Source organism: Achromobacter sp. (genome assembly GCF_050285565.1).
GTDB lineage: Bacteria > Pseudomonadota > Gammaproteobacteria > Burkholderiales > Burkholderiaceae_B > Achromobacter.
This window is the reverse complement of the sequence record NZ_JBLZXG010000005.1, coordinates 480,912-499,704: the sequence shown is the minus strand read 5'-3', so window position 1 is coordinate 499,704 and position 18,793 is coordinate 480,912. Positions and strand designations below refer to the sequence as shown.

8 protein-coding genes are annotated in these 18,793 nt (G+C 66.8%); 5 read left to right on the top strand and 3 right to left on the bottom strand.

Annotation, left to right across the window (positions count from 1 at the left end; translation table 11 throughout):
• The 5 genes from ACN6O8_RS13575 to ACN6O8_RS13555 all read left to right on the top strand — a co-directional run.
• Positions 1–344, top strand: a 344-nt coding sequence (locus ACN6O8_RS13575) for a ShlB/FhaC/HecB family hemolysin secretion/activation protein (RefSeq protein WP_427991549.1), incomplete at its 5' end; no start/stop codon positions are given.
• Between the two features lie 67 nt (positions 345–411).
• Positions 412–11,730 (top strand): hemagglutinin repeat-containing protein, encoded by an 11,319-nt coding sequence (locus tag ACN6O8_RS13570; protein WP_427991548.1) that lies wholly within the window; start codon positions 412–414, stop codon positions 11,728–11,730.
• A complete protein-coding gene (locus ACN6O8_RS13565) occupies positions 11,731–12,330 on the top strand; it encodes an immunity 42 family protein (protein ID WP_427991547.1) in 600 nt (199 codons plus the stop codon).
• A gap of 143 nt (positions 12,331–12,473) precedes the next feature.
• Positions 12,474–14,993, top strand: a complete 2,520-nt coding sequence (locus ACN6O8_RS13560) for a hemagglutinin repeat-containing protein (protein ID WP_427991556.1) — start codon at positions 12,474–12,476, stop codon at positions 14,991–14,993.
• The gene (locus ACN6O8_RS13555; RefSeq protein WP_427991546.1) at positions 14,990–15,409 is read left to right on the top strand and encodes a hypothetical protein; all 420 of its coding nucleotides are present in this window, start codon (positions 14,990–14,992) and stop codon (positions 15,407–15,409) included. The genes ACN6O8_RS13560 and ACN6O8_RS13555 overlap by 4 nt, the downstream gene beginning before the upstream one ends.
• Positions 15,410–15,431: 22 nt before the next feature.
• Here ACN6O8_RS13555 and ACN6O8_RS13550 read toward each other — a convergent pair whose 3' ends face one another.
• Genes ACN6O8_RS13550 through ACN6O8_RS13540 form a run of 3 tightly spaced genes read right to left on the bottom strand, consistent with a single transcriptional unit; the run spans position 15,432 to position 18,760 of the window.
• Positions 15,432–16,709, bottom strand: a complete 1,278-nt coding sequence (locus tag ACN6O8_RS13550; protein ID WP_427991545.1) for an amidohydrolase family protein — start codon at positions 16,707–16,709, stop codon at positions 15,432–15,434.
• A gap of 16 nt (positions 16,710–16,725) precedes the next feature.
• Positions 16,726–17,676, bottom strand: coding sequence for an ABC transporter permease (locus ACN6O8_RS13545; RefSeq protein WP_427991544.1), 951 nt, complete (start codon positions 17,674–17,676; stop codon positions 16,726–16,728).
• A gap of 10 nt (positions 17,677–17,686) precedes the next feature.
• Positions 17,687–18,760 carry an ABC transporter permease gene (locus ACN6O8_RS13540; protein WP_427991543.1) on the bottom strand — a complete coding sequence of 358 codons (1,074 nt, stop codon included), beginning with the start codon at positions 18,758–18,760 and terminating at the stop codon, positions 17,687–17,689.
• Between the last annotated feature and the right edge of the window lie 33 nt (positions 18,761–18,793).

Below are 18,793 nucleotides of genomic sequence, written 5' to 3'. Positions count from 1 at the left end.
ACGCCGTGCGCGGCTTCGACGGCCAGATGACCCTGGCTGCGGAAGACGGCTGGACCCTGCGCAATGACCTGTCGCTGGGCCTGGACGAGTTGCTGCGCGTGTCTGGCCACCAGTTGTATGCCGGCCTGGACATGGGCCGCGTGGGCGGGCCCGCCGCGGCGTGGCTGTCCGGCCGCACGCTGGCCGGCGCGGTGTTCGGCTTGCGCGGCCGCGCCGCCCTGCCCGCCGCGGCCAATGCGGTCAACGCCAGCTACGACGTGTCCGTCGGCTGGCCTCTCACAAAGCCTGAATCGTTGAAAGCCGCCTCCACCGTGTTCGCGGCGACGCTGATGTTCGAGTTCTGATTCGACCGCCTTTGCGGGGTCGCAACGCCCGCAAAGCCGTCGCCATCCTTGGTTCAACCGAGTACGCATGATGTCCAAGCTCCGTTCCCTGATCGTGTGGTCCGTGGTCTGCACGCAGATCTGGTCACCGGTGCTGGCGCAGACGCTGCCGATCCGGGTGGACAGGAGCGCGCCGGGCGCCCGGCCTGCCGTGGGCGTGAGCCATGGCGTGCCCGTCATCAACATCGCGCCGCCGTCGGCCGGTGGCGTCTCGAACAACCGCTACACGCAGTTCAACGTCGGCCCGTCCGGCGTGGTGCTCAACAACAGCGGCGGCGCCAGCCAGACGCAACTGGCCGGGCCAGTGGCGGGAAATTCGATGCTGGGCAACCGGCATGCGGGCACCATCCTCAACCAGGTCACCGCGCCGAACCCGTCGCAACTGCTCGGCACGCTGGAAGTGGCGGGCAATCGCGCCAGCGTCATCGTCGCCAACCCGGCCGGCATCACCTGCAATGGCTGCGGATTCCTGAATGCGGACCGCGCCACCCTGACCACCGGCACGCCGCGCGTGGGGCCGGACGGCGGCATTGGCTTTGACGTGGCGGCAGGCCGGCTTGGCATCGAGGGACAGGGCCTGAACGGCATGAACCTGAGCCAGGTGGACTTGATCGCGCGCACGCTGGAAATCAACGCGGGCATCTGGGCGAACCGTCTGAACGTGACGGCCGGTGCATCGCGCGTTGACTATGGCTCTGGCGCCGTATCCGCGCAGGTGGGTGATGGCCCAGCACCCGCCGTGGCGCTGGACACGGCCGCGCTGGGCGGCATGTACGCCAACAGCATTCGCCTGATCGGCACCGAGGCCGGCGTGGGCGTGAACATCGGCGGCAATCTGGCGGCGCTGACAGGCGATTTGCGGGTCAGCGCCGCCGGCGACGTTCGCATTGCGCCGCGCGCCACCGTGCAGGCGGCCGGCGATCTGCGGATGGAGAGCGGCGGTGATCTGGCCGTGCAGGGCGCGGCGCAGGCGACAGGCGCGGCCGCGCTCATCACCACGCGCAACGTGACGATCCCGGGCGCGGTCGGCGCGGGAGCGTCGCTGAACATCGAGGCGGGCGGCGATGTGGCGGTGGGCGCACAAGGCAGCCTGCGCACCCAGGGCGCCTTGCGCGTGGCCGCAGGCCGGGATCTTTCGCTGTCGGCACGCCTGCTGACGTCCGGCCAGGACGCGCGCGCGCAATCGGGCCGCAATCTGACGGTGGCCGCTCAGACGGCAATGCCGCCACTCGCCCAGGGCGGAGCCACCGAAAGCGGCGCGGGCGCGGACGCGGGGGCAGGCGCGGCACCGGGCAAGCCGTCCGTCCCAGCCACGCCTGGCGAGCCGCCCGGCGGGGTATCCCTGGTGGACGGCGTGGTGTCCGCGCAAGCTGGCGTCACGCTGCAAGCGGGCCGCGACCTGGTGCTGCCGCAACAGGTTTACGCATCGGGAACGCTGCTCACCGAGGCAGACGGGCGCGTGGCGATGCAGGCCGGCACGCAATTGCAGTCGGCCGGCAACGTGACGATACGGGCGGGCCAGGGCGCGGCCCTGGGCGGCGCGGTTCTGACCGACGCGGCGCTGAGCCTGACCAGCGGCGGCGATCTGGTGCAGGGCGCGACGGGCAGGCTGCAAGGCAAGCAGGTGCAGGCCAGTGCCGGCCGCGACCTGGCCTTGGGCGGCGCATGGGTGGCCATGGCCGATGCCCAGGCGCGGGCCACGCGCGATCTGCGTGTGGACGGAAAACTCGGCGCTGGCGGATCGCTGGATCTGGATGCGGGGCGTCATCTGCGGGTCGGCGCCGATGGGCAGGCAGACGCGTCGGGCCAGGTGCGCATGCACGCGGCCGGCGATCTGTCGCTGGCTGGCGCGGTGCGCGTTGATCAGGATCTCGCGGCGACGCCGGGCGACGCGTTGCGCATTCAAGCGGGGCAAGATCTGGCGTTGCTCGGCCTCGCCCAAAGCAATGCTGGCCTGACCTTGTCATCCGGCCGCGATCTGCAGGTCGAAGGCGGCGCGTTGGCCCATGGCGGCTCCGTGTCCATGACCGCGGGCCAGGCGTTGACGCTGGGCGCCGCGAGCCGCGTGCAAGGTTGGGACCTCATCGCGCGCGCGGGCAGCGATGTGGACGCCCGAGGCGAAATGGGCGCGCGGGGCGATATCGGGCTGCTGTCCGGCCGCGATTTGCGGCTGTCGGGCAAGAGCGCCGCCTCGGGCAATCTCGGCCTGCAGGCCAGGCGCGACCTGCTCGCCGACGCCAAGGGGCTTTGGGAGGCGAACGGCGGCGCAACTATCGCGGCCGGGCACGATGCGGCATGGGCGGGCGCCCTGCGCACCAATCGCGGCATCACGCTGGATGCCGCGCGTCGCCTGTCCGTCGACGGCCTCGTCAGCACGGCCGAAGGCGGGTTGCTGAGCGCGGCGGGGGACGAGTTGTCCGTCGGCGTGACGGGCCGCATGGTTTCCAGGGACCGCATGGGGGTCACGGCGGGCGCGAACCTGGTGATCGAGGGCGAATTGAGTTCGTTGGACGAACTGTCCGCGCAGGCGGTGCGCGATGCGCGGGTCGGTGGCAAGCTGCATGCCGCGACCTCGTTGCGCATGGCGGCCGGCCAGAACGCGCGGTTGGAAGCGGGCAGCCGCCTGCAAGGCCAGGGCGTGGACGCGCGCGCCGGTGGCGACTTGCGCCAGGATGGCCAACTGGTGTCCTTTGCCAACATCAATCTGGCTGCCGCCCATGACCTGAGCGCCGACGGCGGGATCGTTGCCGATGGCAAGCTGGATCTGTGCGCCCGGGGCGACGCGCGGATTGGCGCGGCGGGCCGTCTGCAATCGGCGGGTCTGGCCACTCTGCGCGCGGACGGCGAAGCCGCCGTCGCCGGCGAACTGCGCGGCAATGACGGCACCGCAGTCAATGCGGGCGGCACGCTGGATGTGCGGGGCTTGATCGCGTCGGCGCAAGGCGCGCTGACCCTGAATGCCGGTCAGGACCTGACGTTGGGCGCGAACGGCAGCGCCCTGGCGCACGGCCCATTGACGGCGCAGGCCGGCGGGTCGGTGGCCAGCGCGGGAATGTTGTCATCGCTGGCCGATCTGACATTGGAGGCAGGCAGGACCCTGACCTTGCAAGGCCAGAGCCTCGCAGCCGGCGACATGCGCCTGAATGCGGGTGACAGGCTCGTCAGCGCCTCCAGCGCGCAGACGAGGGCCGATGGCGCATTGAGCGTGAAAGCCGACTCGGCGACGCTGGCCGGCCATGTCGTCGCCGGGGGCGTGACCAATCTGCGCACGGCCGGCGAACTGCTTCTGGACGGTAGCCTGCTGGCACCCGGGGGCGCGCTCACGCTGGCCAGCGGCGGCGCTCTGAAACTGGCCGCATCCAGCGCCACGAAGGCGGGCGGATTGCTGACCGTGCGAGCGGGCGGCGCGTTGCTCGCCGACGGCGCGATACAGGGCGACAGCGACATTCATCTTTCGGCCATGTCGGACGCGGTGCTGAACGGCGACACGGCCGCCAACGGTCTGTTGAACGTCACGGCGGGCAAGGACGCGGGCGATCTGCGGGTCGGGCAAGACGCGTACCTGCGGGCGGCCACCACGTTGGACATGCGCGCGGGCGGCGACCTGACCGTCGCGGGGACGCTGGCCTCGGTCGCGGCTCTGACGCTGGCCGCGGCGCGCGACGTGCGCGTGGATGGCGTGGCGGCCAGCGACGCGGGCTTGACGTTGACCGGGCGCGACATCGCGGTGGGCGACAGGGGCTTGATCCAGGCGGCCGCCACCATGGCTGGCGTGGCCGACCGCTCGATGATGATCGCGGGCCGCGCGGTGGCCGGCCGTACGCAATCGCTGGGCGCGGGCGAGCGCCTGTCGGTAGCGGGCACGGTCGCGGCCTTGCAGGGCGATCTGTCTCTGACCGCCACGCGCGGCGACGCCATTCTGGGTGCGGCATCGCGCCAACAGGCGGGCGGCTCGCTCAGGTTGACGGCGGGCGGCGCCTTGCAGATGTCGGGCAGCAGCAGCGCCGGCCAGGATCTGTCCTTGCGCGCCGGCACCGATGCCTTGCTCGATGGCGTGATCGCCACGCGGCACGGCACGCTCGCGGCCACCGCCGCCCGCGACCTGCGGATAGTTGCGGGCGGCCGCCTGCAAGCGGGCGCCGGACTGGCCCTGGCGGCCGGCGACGTACTGACGCATGCGGGTGTCGCCGTCGCGGGCGCACAGGCAGACCTGAGCGCCAATGCCGCATTGAGCAATACCGGCTCGGTGCTCGCCGCCGGCGATCTGCGCGTTCGCGTGCCGGGTCTGCTGCGCAACGCCGGCCATTTTGTGGCCGGCATCGACGCCGATGGCGGATTGAGCCTGCCGGGCAGCCTTCAGGTCAACGCGGGCACGATCCAGCACCCCGGCACCAGCCTGGCCGGCAAGGACATGACGTTGTCCGCCAATGGGTTGCAACTGGAGCGCGGCACGCTGTCGGCGGCGGGCCAGATGACGCTGGCCGCCACGGGCGACATCGACACGGCCGGGGCCACCTTGCGCGCCGGGGCATTGGATCTGTCGGCGGTTCACCTGCGCAACCCAAACGGCACGCTCACCGCCACGGGCGAGGCCCGCGTCCATCTGGGCGAAAGCCTGGACAACACCAACGGCAAGTTCGTCGCCGCCGGCCATGCGCGCGTGGACGCCGCCAGTATCGACAACCTTGGCGGCACGCTCGCCGGCGGCGACCTGACCCTCGCCACCCCGGGCGCGGTCGACAACCGCAACGGCCTGATCCAGGCGGACGGCACGCTGGCGCTGTCGGCCGCAAGCCTGGACAACCGCGCAGCCACCGCGCCGGCCGTGCCGGCTCGCGGTGTGCTCGGCCGGATGGTCGCGGTCGAGGCCGACGGCATCAACAATCAGGGCGGCGCGATCAACGCCATCGAGGGCCTGACCCTCAAGACCCGTGACCTTGACAACACCGCGGGCAGGATCGCCTCGCAAGGCGACGCCAGCATAGAGACCGGCGGCTTGAAAAACGGGCAAGGCGAATTGGCGGCTGGCCAGAACCTGAGCGTTCGCGTCCAGGCCTTGCAAGACCTGGGCGCGCTGCGCGCGGGCGGCGATCTGTTGCTGGATTACGCGGGCTCGCTGAACCTGGATGGCGATATCACCGCGGGCCGTGACCTGACGCTGAAGCTGGGCGGCGCGCTTGATAACCGGGCGCGCGTCAGCGCCGGACGCGACCTCGGCATCCGCGCCGAGTCGTTCGTGAACCATGAGACGGGGGAATGGATTGCGGGCCGCGGCAACACGATCGACGTCGCCAACGGGCTGGTCAATGACGGCCTGATCGATGGCAAGACAACCCGCATTACGGCCGGCTTTGTGGATAACCGGGGCCGCATTTACGGCGACCAGGTATCGATCGGCGCCGGCAGACTGAGCAACACGGCTGGAGCCAAGGGCGCGGCGGTGATCGCCTCGCGAGCGGACATGGATCTGGGCGCCGGCTCGCTCGTCAACGAGCAGGGCGCCCTGATCTACTCAGCGGTGGATGTGCGGGTGGGCGGCGCGCTGGACGCGGCCGGAACCGCCACGGGGCAGGCCGCGCGGGTGCGCAACAGCGCGGCGACGATCGAGGCGGCAGGCCAGGCCAGCATCGCCGCGGCGCTGATCGAGAACTTGAACCCAAGCTATGCGAGCCGGACGGCACAGGTCTCGTCCGAGCCGAAGTTCTATTTCCGGCAGGTCAATCAGGATCGGCAGGAGTTCGGGCCGTTGATGGACGGCAGTGAGTTCTTCTGGGTGTGTCACGAGTACCGCGGCATCTGCTCGCAGAATCCCGCGCAGGGCGTGGGCAAGCAGAACTGGCTGCTGCTATTGCCACCCAGCGAGAAGTACCCGGCCGCGCGCTATGGGCCGCCCTTCGACTATGGCCTGCCTAACTGGTACGGAGACTGGGGCCGGGATCCGACGGCGACCACCTGGCCGATCGCGCCCTCCTACACCCCGGCGGAGCCGGGCTGCGCCGGCGTGGCCGACGACGAATGCGAGATCCCGCAAGACATCTTCGCTTATGCCCCGGATGCGCGGATCTGGTCGGTATTCGGGGTCGCCCCGCCCGCCGGCCCGATGCCGCAGTGGCTTGAAGCCGAACCGGCGGAATGCCTCAAGGGCAAATCACCGGCTTGCGAAGCCTATGCCGCGCGCCGCGGCGCCTATGAGCAAGCCTACGCCGACTACAAAGCGCGGCACCTCGAACTCGACGCGCGCATCAAGGAATTCAATCGCGACGTGAACAGCCGCTGGCAGCACGCGTTCATGTACTACCGCGTCAACGAGACGGTCGTCGAGACCCGGACGGTGTCGTCCGATCCCGGGCAGATCCGGTCCGGCGCCGCGATGACCTTGACCGGGGCGGTCACCAACGACAAGAGCCGCATCGCCGCCGGCGGCGCGCTGTCCGTGGTCGGACCCGCCATCGACAACATCGGCGCCAGCGGCACGCGCACCGTGACGCGCGAAGGCGTCATGACCTTGAGCTTCGAGAAGCAGCGTCACGCGCGCAAATCCACGCGCTGGGAAAGCAGCAGCCCCTACGCCAGTACGCTGGCGGCCGAAGCGATTGACGTTCCGGTCGCCACCGCGACAGGCGGGGCCGCCGTGACGCTGTCGGGCGCCGCGCCTGACGCGACCCCCATAGGCGCGCCGGAGCCGGTGCGGGTCGTCAGTGTCGATCTGCCGGGCGGCAAGGCCGTCCGCACCGTTGCCCCTCCGGCCAGCATTCCCGACAACCAGCTCTTCGTGGTCGACCGGCAGCCGCAGGCGCCCTACCTGGTGACGACCGACCCGCGCTTTACTGCCGGCCACGCCCACGTCTCCAGCGACTACCTGCTCGATCTGCTGCGGCGGCCCGGCACGCTGCCTGGGGTCTTGGCCGGCGAAAGCGCGGGCGGTGGCGATCGCCACGCGGGGGATCCCGTCCTGGTATCGCCACCCGCGCGCCAGAACGGCGATACGGCGGGCGCGGGGGACGCCTTGCCGGTGGCGCCTCCGGGGGGCTGGGACGACCTGATCCCGCCGGGCGCCAAGTTCCTCACGCCGGCGGGCCAGCCCCGGCGCCTGGGCGACGGATTCCACGAGCAAAAGGTGGTGTCCGACCAGATTCTCGCCACCAGCGGCCAGCGCTTCCTGGAGAACTACAGCAATCAGGATGCGCAATACAAGGCCTTGCTCGCGGCCGGCGCCCGCTTCGCGCAGGCGCACGGCATCAAGCTGGGCGCCAGGCTGACCGAAGCCCAGCAGCAGTTGCTCCTCACCGATCTGGTATGGCTGGTGGAACAGCCCGTGACCCTGGCCGATGGCAGCGTCCAGTCGGTGCTGGTGCCGCAGGTTTATCTCCTGGTCCGGAAGGATGACCTGAAGGGGGACGGCACGTTGATCGCCGGGCGCGATGTCGACATCACCGCCGAGGGCGATTTCGTCAACAGCGGCGCCGTCGCGGCGCGCCAAGCCACCGTGATCCGCGCCGGCAACATCGTCAATCAGGCCGGCGGCGCCCTCCAGGCGGGCGGCGCCGTCGACCTGATCGCGCGCGAAGACCTGACCAATCTGGCGTCCCTGATCAAGGGCGACAAGATCGGCCTGAGCGCTGGACGCGATATTGCGCTGACCTCGACCTCGGCGTCCGAACGCGCCAGCAATACCTGGGGCACCTACCTGACGGGCATGGCGCGGCTCGACGCGGGCAGCCTGGATGTGCGGGCGGGGCGCGACCTGCGCCTGACCACGGCGCAAATCGCCGCCCGCGACGACGCGCGCCTGCAAGCCGGCCGCGACGTCAACATGGCCACCCTGACCGAGCGCAAGGGCGAACGGCTCGAACGCGACCCGCGCAACCGCTACGAACTGAGCACGGGCCGCGAGATCGGCGCGGCACTTGCCGCCGGCGGCAGCCTGGCCCTGGTGGCGGGCCGGGACATCAACGCGCGCGCCGCCGACGTCACCGCGGGCAAGCATCTGGCGGTGCAAGCCGGGCGCGACATCAACGCGACGGCCGGCGTGCGGACGCAGCACTCCTACATCGAGTCCTACAGCAAGCAGCACGGCTTCCTGTCCAGCCGTTCCAATCACATGGTCAACGCCATCACGACCGAGCGGGCGCTGGCCACGACCTTCACGGGCGACACGGCAACGCTGACGGCCGGCCGGGACGTAGTGGTCAGCGGCTCGAACCTGGGCGCGCAGCATGACCTGGCGGTGTCGGGCGCGCGGGATGTGAAGATCGCCGCCGGCGCCAGCACCATGGACAGCCGCCACTACGAGCAGGACAAGCAGTCCGGCATGGGCGCGATGGGCGGGCTGAGCTATGGCACGCGCAAGCAAACCGACTCGCTCGATGGCAAGAACGTGTTCCATACCGCGAGCATGGTGGGCAGCGTCGAGGGCGACACGCTGATTCGCGCGAACCGCGCGCTGAACCTGACGGGCAGCAACATCGTGGCGCGCCAGGGCGATGTGGCGCTGATCGGGCGCGGCGTCAATATCGCCGCGGCGATCGACACCACGCGCGACAAGGAATACCACGAGGTCAAGCAGTCCGGCTTCAGCATCAACGCCAGGACACCCGTGATCGATGCGATGCAGACGGCGGGAAAAATGCACCAGGCCGCCGGCAAGACCGACAACAAGGTCATGCAGGGCCTGGCGCTGGCGACCACGGGTATGGCCGCGCTCAATGCCTACGACTCGGTGATGGCGGATCCCAAGAGCGCCGGCGGCGCAAGCCTGAGCGTCGACCTGGGCGCCAGCAAGAGCCAGAGCGCCACGGACCGCGCGTCTGCATCGACGGCCGGATCGACCGTGGCCGCCGGCAGGGATATCACGCTCCTGGCCCGGGGCGATGGGGCCGCTTCGGACATTGCGGTCACGGGATCGCGCTTGTGGGCGGGCGGCAATGCCGTGCTTGAGGCCGATGGAAGCATCCTGCTGCGGGCCGCGCAAAACACATTCGAGCAGCGCACAAAGAACAAGAGTTCCAGCGCAAGCGTGGGTATCGGCGTGTCGGCCGATAGCGAGAGCGGGGTTGGCGTCATGGTCAACATCGGCGTCAGCGGCGCTCGCGGCCAGGCCGATGGCCAGGATGCGAGTTGGGCCTACAGCAACGTGAGCGCCGGCAATGTGCTTGCGCTGCACTCCGGCGGCGACACCTCCTTGATCGGCGCGGCGGCACAGGCCGACCGGATCATGGCGTCGGTAGGCGGTGGCTTGCGCATCGAGACCTTGCAGGATGTCAGCACGTACGCCTCCAAGCAGCAGAGCGCCGGTGTCCAAGCCAAGATCTGCGTTTATGGCTACTGCAAGAGTTCCGTATCCGGCAACGTGGCGCAAGGCCGGATGGACAGCAACTTCAAGTCCGCCAGCGAACAGGCGGGACTGAAGGCCGGTGACGGCGGGTTCCAGTTGGATGTCGCGCGAAACACGACATTGATCGGCGGGCTGATATCCAGCAGCGAGCGCGCGGCGCTCGATGGCCGAAACGCGCTCACTACCGGCACGCTGGTGGTTCAGGACGTCAAGAACGCGGCGCGATACAAGGCCGACCAGATTGCGCTCAGCGGGGGCTATAGCTGGGGCGGCGACGGCGGGGGCGCACCCAAGAAAGACGACGCAGGCAAAACGGACTTAGGCGCGAACACCCACGGCCAGGCGGCGGGCGGCGCCGACAAGGCGCGAGACCCGGCCGACAAGAGCGGCGCGTCGGCAGGCCTGCCTGTTGTCGTAGGCGCGTCCGGCAATGCCAGCTCGACCACGCGCAGCGCCATCAGCGGCGGCAACGTCGTGATTCGCGATGAGGCCGCGCAGCAGGATCTGACGGGAATGACGGCGACGGAAACGGTCGCGGCACTGAATCGCGCCACTTCGTCCTATACGTTGAACGCGCTTAAGCCGATCTTCGACAAGGAGAAGATCGAGGCGGGGTTCGAGATTGCGTCGGAGGCGCAGAAGCAGGTCGGGCAGTTCCTTGAGACTCGGGCCAGGGAAGCCAAGGCGCTTGAAGATGCGGTGAAGAATGAGCCCGAAGGCCCGCGCCGAGATCAATTAAAGCAAGCTTTTGAGGATGCGAAGACGTGGGGGCCGGGTGGAGAAAGTCGTCGCTGGCTGACTGCGATCTTGGGGGCTGTGAGTGGCAATGTGACCGGCGCGGCGGGTGACGCGGTGACGGCCGTCGCGGTCAATTATCTGCAAGGGTTGGCCGCGTCCGAGGTGAAGAAGATTGTCTCGGCATTGGGCGAAGGTCCAAAGGCGGAGACGGCTCGCGCGGCCATGCACGCGATTGTGGGTTGCGCGGGCGCGGCGGGCAAAGGCGGCGATTGTGGTGCGGGTGCGCTGGGAGCTGGGTTGGGTTCTGTGCTCAACGCGCTACTAGATGAGGGTGGCGAGAAGCACGATCCGGTAGAAAAGGAACAACGCAGCAATCTGGTGCAGTCGTTGGTGGCAGGGATCTCGACGGCAGTGGGCGCCGATGCGGCGGTCGCCACCCATTCGGCGTTGTTGGAGACGGAGAACAACCATCTGACGGTCTTGCAGCACGAGGCGCGAATCCGCGAGTGGATGCAGTGCAAGGACGCTGCTTGCTGGGATGAGGTGAGGGCTCGATACGCCGACCTCAGCAAAAAGCAGCGTGCCGAACTAGTGAATTGTGAAGGCACTGAGTGCACGAAGAATGCGCAGAAGTTGGCAGACCTGGCCGCCAGCTACGACGCGCGAGCGAGCGAGCTGCTGGAGAAAGGCCGACTAGAAGGTAGCCTGAGTGCGGCGGATCGTGAGGAACTGAAGGCCGTCAAGGGCATGAGCCTGCTCATCCTGAGCGACCGTAATGAGGTTTTGCAGCGGGCGATCTTATCGGGCTCGGAAGAGGCGAAGAAAGAAGCGTGGCATAGCATTGCCACAGAAGGTGCGCTTGGCGCCGCTGCGGCAGCGGGAGCTATCCGGCCCAATAAGATATCCGGCAATACGAAAGCGCCAATTGGACAGAAGGAGAAAGGCAGTGCGTTGCCTGCCCCTGAGACCGTAACTGCTTCCAATGGATTGGTTTATAAATCCGGGCCAAAGCACACGCCAGGTCAAACAGCAAGCAGGCCCAACGCGGGATTAGAGCCAAGGAATTCTCTGGACTTGTTTGCCAATTCGGTGCAGGGAAAGAAGGGGCAGCGATTTGCAAAGGATGCGGAAGGGAATATTCATCGATTCTTTGATTCAAATGATGGAACTTGGCACTGGTCTGGAAGTACGGGAGATAAAAGGAATGGTCTAGGAAAAGATTACATTCCAATCGAAATAAGAAGATTGTTCAATGTTCCTGGAAAGGGGAAGTAAATGATTTTTGGTAATCCCTATGAATTTGCTGTGTTGATTGAATATATCCCGGAATGGAGCACTGAAACCTTTAGGTACGGGTTATTCCATTTCATGCTGGATGGAAAAATGTTTCCGGAAGAGCTGGTTACTTCAACGCTAGGCGTCGATCTTCGTGATTTTTTGGAGGGCAGTGCGTTAGTTTCGCCGCCGGAAAATTGCGAAATCTTCAACATGAGTAAAGAAGAAGCCTTCAATTTAATGTTCGAGTTGGCATATCCGGACTATCATTACGATGTCGAAAATCTGGATGACATTGATAATATATTTCTATATAAGGCGTCAACGGTAAATATTGAAGATTTCAGGAGCCATGTTTTTTGTGTGGCATGCAACGATACTGTTCGAATAATCGGTGCGAAAATGGAGAGACTGCTGCCTGGCTCGGATGACCAAAATTTCTGGGAAAGGATTCCAAATCCCGAGGTGGTTGAGGTGTTTATGAGCGTTGATGCCGTTAAGGAGATTGTGAGGAAAGTCAGGGAATATGATTGGGCAATGCGAAAAAAGGGTTTGAAATTGATTTCTTCAACGATCCCGGGCGGGGCGGATTCTGCCTGATTTTTCTTAAATTAAGGATTTTCGTCCTATTCTGAGTAGGCCGCCTATGTGATCCCATATAGCCCAAGCCGAGTGCAGGGGCGAACGCATCGAGCAGGACACGCGCAACCGCTACGAACTCGTCCGCCAGATCAAGCAATTCAATCGACAAAGCGGGTGGTGTCAGCATCAAGCTCAGCCTGGGCGCCAGCAAGAGCCGCAGCACGACTGATCGCAATGCGTCCACGGCCTTCGGTTCGACGGCGGCCGCCGGGCATAATCTGACGATCATTGCCACGGGCGCGGGCGGGGATTCCGACATCAACCTGACCGGCTCAAACTTGTCCGCGGGCAACAGCGCACTGCTCAAGGCCGAAGACGGCATTCTGCTGCAGGCCGCGCGCAACACCACCGAGCAGAAGACGGTCAGCAAGAGCAGCAACGCCAGCATCGGCATCGGCTACACGACCGGCGGGCAACAGAATGGCTTCACGCTCGAACTGGGCGCGTCGCTCGGCCGTGGCAAGGCGCAAGGCGAGGACGAGAGCTGGACCCACAGCCGCGTCACGGCCGGCAACGTGCTGGCCATCCAGTCGGGCGGCGGCACCACGCTCAAGGGAGCGACGGGCCAGGCGCGTCAGGTCATCGCGTCGGTGGGCGGCGATCTGCTGCTCGGGAGCCTGCAGGACAGCAGCCAGTACGCCTCCAGCAACAAGAGCGCTGGCTTCGGCGTGAGCCTGTGCATCCCGCCCTACTGCGTGGGGTCGAGCAGCATCTCGGCCAACGCCAGCACGGGCAAGATCAACAGCAACTTCCAATCGGTCACGGAACAGACAGGCTTGCGCGCGGGCGATGGCGGCTTCCAGATCGATGTCCAGAACAACACCAAACTGATCGGCAGCGTCATCGCCAGCAGCGACCGTGCGATCGCCGACGGCTTGAACCAGCTTGGCACTGGCACGCTGGTCACCGAGGATATCGGCAACCGCGCCAAGTACAGCGGCAGCCAGGTGTCGATAGGCGGGGGATTCGGTTTCGGTGGCGGCAAGGGCGCGGACACCGGGTTGGGGACCAGCAAGGACGGCGACGTGGCCGGCGGCGCGGGCAAGCAGCATGGCTCGTCCATCGCGACGGATGGCAATGGCTTCGGCATGGGCACGCCGGTGGTTGTGGCGGCCCGCGGCAGCGGCGGCTCGACGACGCAAAGCGCCATTAGCGGCGGCAACGTCGTGATTCGTGATGAGGCCGCGCAGCAGGACCTGACGGGGATGACGGCGACTCAAGCGATCGCTGTGCTGAACCGGGATACGTCGTCGGATACGTTGAATGCGCTCAAGCCGATCTTTGATAAGGAGAAGATCGAGGCGGGATTCGAGATCGCGTCGGAGGCGCAGCGGCAGACGGAGCAGTTTCTGGCGAATCGGGCGGCCAAAGCGAAGGCGCTTGAGGAGGCGGTGAAAGGTGCGCCAGAGGGGCCGCGTAAAGAACAATTGCGTGCCCAATACGAAGCGGCCCAGAGATGGGGACCGGGCGGCAGATACCGTGAAGCGCTGACGGCTGTGAGCTTGGCCACTGGCGCGAACGTGACGGGTAGCGCAAGCGGGTTCGTGCAAGCGGCGACCGTGAATTACTTGCAGAGCTTGAGCGCGACCAAGATCAAGGAAATCGCGCCGTTACTTGGCGGCGAAGGTTCTGCCGGACACGTGGCCCTCCATGCCTTGCTCGGTTGCGCGGGCGCCGCGGCAACCAGCACAAGCTGCGGCGCGGCCGCCACCGGCGCATCCGCGGGCATCGTCATCAGCCAGCTTGTGGAGCAGGTGTCCGGCAAGCCATCGAGCAAGCTCGATCCCGTGGAGCGCGAGGCGCGAATCAATTTAGTGACGAGCGTACTGACGAGCCTGACTGCGGCGTTGGACCCGAAGGCCGTGGCCGCGGTGAATGACGCGGCGCGGCTGGAGTTGGAGAACAACCAGCTTGCGTTGCCGTTGCCGGCAATAGGCGCTGCCTCGGCCGGCGGCGCGCTTGGAGGTTTGGGGCGCGACTCCAACGGCGTGACGAGCGCGAATGAAAACATTGCGCGGCATCTGACTCGAGCGTGGAACAGGCTATTCGAGAAGGACAGCGGACCGGAAGAGGCCAATGGGCCGTTGGAGACACCGGCTGTGCCGCCGGGTGGCGATACGCGGGTGCCGGGGTATGCGGAAGATGGGCGGCATGCGCAGGGTACGCCGGGGTATGAGGCGGATCAGGGGAGTCTGGGCACGCCGAGCTATGACGCGGATGGGAATGCGTATCTGGGTGGCACTATTACACCGATGCCTGAGCCGCAAGGGCCGCAGATTATTCTTAATGAGGCTGTCAAGGCAGATTCTGTTAGGACTGCAGCTCAGCGTCTCGGAGTCGACCTAAATGCCGTTACTGTCAGCAGAAATGGCGTTGCACACATAGCAATTGGCCTTACAGATTCGCTGAATTTCTCGGATGTTCAAACGTTGGTGAACTACGTAGGATCTTTGGGAGCTAAATCTATTGAAGTAGATTCAGGATATCTTGCCAACCCAAAGCTTGATGCGTTTCTGCAGAGTCTCGCGCGGAGCGGGAGATCGCTTTACGGCGGGACCGTCAAATTGAATCCCCGATCGTCCGGTGATTACCTCATCACCTTTCCAGCAGGAAGGAAATGAACAAGTCTGAATGGTACGCAAACCGTATTCTATGGCGAGCAAAGAAACTGCAACTGGAGTCATATGAGTGGCAGAAATTCTTGCTATCGAACGAAGAGTCCGCAAGAAAGGTTCTGGAGGTTGCGAGTGGGCGAGGTGTTCCTCTTTTTATCTTTTGGCAGAGCGATGACGTCTGGACTCTCCTCACAAATCAGTTTCTGGTTGGGAGGTTAGGGGGAGAGAACTCCGTGGTTGATCTCGATAAACTGGGGCGAGTGTCTACGGAAAGCAACGATGGTGTGTCTCAAAATGATTCGAAGCGGTATGCAGAGGTGATCCGCGCCGGAGAAGTGGAGAGAAAATTCTGGACCCCACGGGGGGCGGCGCATTTTTCGCTCAGAAATGTTCTTGCGATGTTTCCGATAAACGCTCCTTGAACTGGAGCGCCAGCCCCATCACTCACCCCACCATCTGAAAACTCACCCGCCCCGGCCGCCCCGGCAGATTCAACGTCGCCGTAGCCGGCGGCGTCGTCGCCACGACCTGCCCGGCGCGCAGCACCATCAGGCGCGTGGCGCGCAGGCGCAGCGCTTCGACCGGGTCGCGGGCCTGCAGCAGCACCATGTCGGCGCGCTTGCCCACTTCCAGCCCGGTCTCGTCCAGGCCCAGAATCTTCGCCGGCGTGGCCGTGATGGCCTGGAAACAGGCGCGCATGGCGTCCTGGCCGGTCATCTGCGCCACGTGCAGGCCCATGTGCGCCACTTCCAGCATGTCGCCCGAACCCAGGCTGTACCAGGGGTCCATCACGCAGTCGTGGCCGAACGCCACCGGCACGCCGGCGGCCAGCAGCTCGGGCACGCGCGTCATGCCGCGGCGCTTCGGATAGGTGTCGTGGCGGCCTTGCAGCGTGATGTTGATGAGCGGGTTGGCGATGGCGGACACGCCGGCCTCGCGCATCAGCGGGATCAGCTTGGACACGTAGTAGTTGTCCATCGAATGCATCGAGGTCAGGTGCGAACCCGTAACACGGCCTTGCAGGCCCAGGCGCTGCGTGTGATAGGCCAGCGTCTCGATATGGCGCGACAGTGGGTCGTCGCTTTCGTCGCAGTGCATGTCCACGCGCAGGCCGCGCTCGGCGGCCAGTTCGCACAGGATGCGCACGGATTCGGCGCCGTCCTGCATGGTGCGCTCGAAGTGCGGGATGCCGCCGACCACGTCCACGCCCATGTCCAGCGCGCGCTTCAGGTTGTCCAGCGCGCCCGGCGCGCGCAGCACGCCGTCCTGCGGGAAGGCGACCAGTTGCAGGTCCAGGTATGGCTTGACCTGCTCGCGCACGTGCAGCAGCGCTTCCACGGCCAGCAGGCGCGGGTCGCACACGTCGACGTGCGAGCGGATCGCCAGCAGGCCGCGCGCCACCGCCCAGTCGCAATAGGCCAGCGCGCGCTCGACCAGCGCTTCCTGCGTCAGCAGCGGCTTGAGTTCCCCCCACAGCGCGATGCCTTCGAGCAGCGTGCCCGACTGGTTCACGCGCGGCAGCCCGAACGACAGGGTCGAGTCCATGTGGAAGTGGGCGTCGACGAACGGCGAGGTCACCAGTTGGCCGGCGGCGTCGATGGTCTGCGCGGCCTCGGCCTTCAGCGCCGGTTCGAGCGCCACGATGCGGCCCTGGGCCACGCCGATGTCGATGTGCTGGCGGCCGTCGGGCAGCGTGCAGTGCTTGAGGATCAGATCGAGCATAGTCAAACCTTATGGATTACCGTTCGCCCTTGCGGTAGGGCTTCATCAGGGCCTGCGGGTAGGCGGCGCGGCGCGCCATCACCACCAGGGCCAGGATGGACAGAATATAGGGCAGCATCAGGTAGACCTGATAGGGCAGCTCGGGCAGGCCCGGCAGCGCCGCCCCGCCCTGCTGCAGCCGCAGTTGCAGCGCGTCGAAGAAGGCGAAGATCAACGCGCCCAGCAGCGCCTTGCCGGGCCGCCACGAGGCGAACACCACCAGCGCCACGCAGACCCAGCCGCGGCCGTTGACCATGTTGAAGAAGAAGGCATTGAAGGCCGCCAGCGTCAGGAAGCTGCCGGCCACGCCCATCAGCGCCGAGCCGGCGACGATGGCGCCCATGCGCAGTTTGGTTACCGACAGGCCCTGGCCTTCGGCCGCGGCGGGGTTCTCGCCGACCATGCGGATCGCCAGGCCGACCGGGGTGCGGTTCAGCACCCAGGCCAGGATCGGCACCGCGGCCAGCGCCAGCAGCGTCATCGGCGTCTGCCCGGCCAGCACCGGGCCGATCAGCGGAATGCCGTCCAGGAATTTCATTTCGGCGAACGGCGTGATGGTGGGCGGCGTGTTCACGCTGGGGAAGGTGACGCGGTAGGCGAAGTAGCTCAGGCTGGTGGCCAGCAGCGTCACGCCCAGGCCCGAGACGTGCTGCGACAGGCCCAGCGGCACCGTCAGCACCGCGTGCAGCAGGCCGAACACGGCGCCCGCCAGCGCGGCCGCCAGCACGCCCACGTACAGCGGCGCGCCCAGGTACACCACCAGCCAGCCGGTGAAGGCGCCGACGGCCATGATGCCTTCGATGCCCAGGTTCAGCACGCCGGCGCGCTCGCACAGCAGCACGCCCAGCGTGCCCAGGATCAGCGGCGTCGCCAGCCGCAACACCGCGACCCAGAAGGCCGCGGAACTCAACAGGTCCATCCATTCCATGGCGTGCTCCTCAAGCCCGGTTGCGGCGCAGGCGGTACTGCGCGAACAGCGTCGCGACCAGCATGGCGAGCAACGACGTGGCGACGATGACGTCGGCGATGTAGTTCGGCACCGCGATGGCGCGGCTCATGCTGTCCGCGCCCACCAGCATGCCGGCCACGAAGATGCTGGCCAGGATCACGCCCAGCGGATGCAGGCCGGCCAGCATGGCCACCACCACGCCGGTGTAGCCGTAGCCCGGCGACATGTCGAGCGTGACGTAGCCGGTGCGGCCCGCCACCTCGATGGCGCCGGCCAGCCCGGCCAGCGCGCCCGACAGCATGGCGGTGCCCAGCATCACGCGGTTGACCGGCAGGCCCAGGAAGCGCGAGGCGTGCGCGTTGGCGCCGACCGCGCGCATCTGGAAGCCGAACACCGTGTAGCGGTTCAGCAGCCACAGGCCCAGCGCCAGGCCGGCGGCCCACAGCAGGCCGGTGTGGGCGCGGGTGCGCTCGATCAGCTTGCCCAGTTCCAGGTCGGGGTTGAGCGCGACCGACTGCGGCCAGCCCATCGCCATCGGGTCTTTCATGGGGCCGTCCAGCATCATCGAGACGAACAGCAGCACGATGAAGTTGCCCAGCAGCGTGGTCACCACTTCGTCCACGCCCAGGCGCGTCTTGAGCAGGGCCGGGATCAGCAGCAGCAGGGCGCCGGCCAGCGCCGCCGCCAGCATCATGCCGCCGAACAGCGCCGGCAGCGGCAGGTCGAGGCCGCTGCCGTCGTGCAGGCCGCCCACCGCCACCGCCGCCAGCGCGCCCAGGTAGAGCTGGCCTTCGGCGCCGATGTTGTAGAAGCGCGCGCGAAAGGCCACGGCGCAGGCCAGGCCGGTCAGCATTAGCGGCGTGGCGCGGGTCAGGGTTTCGGACAGCGCGAATTTCGAGCCGAAGGCGCCGTCGAACAGCAGGGCGTAGGTGCGGCCCACCGGCGCGCCGGCCCAGGCCACCAGCAGCGTGCACACCGCCAGCGTAAAGAGGATGGCCGCGATCGGGGCCAGGGCCAGCGCGGCGCGGCTGGGCTCGGGGCGGCGTTCCAGGATCAGTTTCATTCGAGAAATGCTCAGTAGAGGGGGCGCGGAAGG